The following is a 755-nucleotide window of genomic DNA, read 5'->3' as shown; positions in this document are numbered from 1 at the left end:
TTCTCCAGCGCCGGATGCGAGTTGGCGCCGGTGTCGAACTGGCCGGTGAACCGGCCATCTGCGTCGAACCCGGAGGCGAGCGCGAACGCTCCGCCGATCCCGAGGGCTGCGAGGTTGTACATCGTGGCCCGGCGTTTGTTCGCGGACATGCCGGCCCAGCCGTCCGGGGTGAGTGGCACGTCGAACGATGCGGGGCTGCGGCCGCCGTATCCGCCGAAGCCGGTGAGGCCACCGTCGGCCATCGGCACCAGCTGGTAACCGAAGCGTCGGGCGATCTCGCGGGTGATCGCGACGGAGCGGCCACGCTTCGAGGGCGCGAGCGGGACATATCCCTCGCCGCCGGTGCCCTTCTCTGCGAAGTGCACGATGTCGGCGCCGTCGGTGTAGATCCCAGCCTGGTCGCCGCGGAACCCACCGTTCTCGAACACGCGCATCGATGCTGTCAAGATCGGCTTTCGTTCGTCCGCGGGCTTCTCAGCCGCGTTCTCGCCCCCAAGGGCGCTGGGCCAGTTCGTGACGAACACGCGCTGCCCGTCCGTCGACAGCATCACGCCTGAATCGGTGGTGCCGGTGGCGAGCACCGTGGACCCGTCCAACTCCGCACCGGTCCCAGCGCGCGCAGTCGACGGGTCGTCGCCCATCGTCGCACCGGGCCAATGCCACACCTGTGGGAAGTCGAGAGCTCCGTCCGCGCCGCCGCCGTACTGCACACCGTTGCTGCCGTCGGACTCGATGTTGACGCCGTACAGAGTGCC

1 protein-coding gene is annotated in these 755 nt (G+C 69.1%); it reads right to left on the bottom strand.

The window, feature by feature from the left end; genetic code table 11:
* On the bottom strand, positions 1-755 hold a 755-nt coding region (locus I0Q12_RS29800), incomplete at both ends, for a hypothetical protein (RefSeq protein ID WP_197257393.1).

Source organism: Rhodococcus sp. CX (assembly GCF_015865005.1).
In the GTDB taxonomy this organism is placed as follows: domain Bacteria; phylum Actinomycetota; class Actinomycetes; order Mycobacteriales; family Mycobacteriaceae; genus Rhodococcus.
This window is presented reverse-complemented; position numbering and strand designations above follow the sequence as displayed.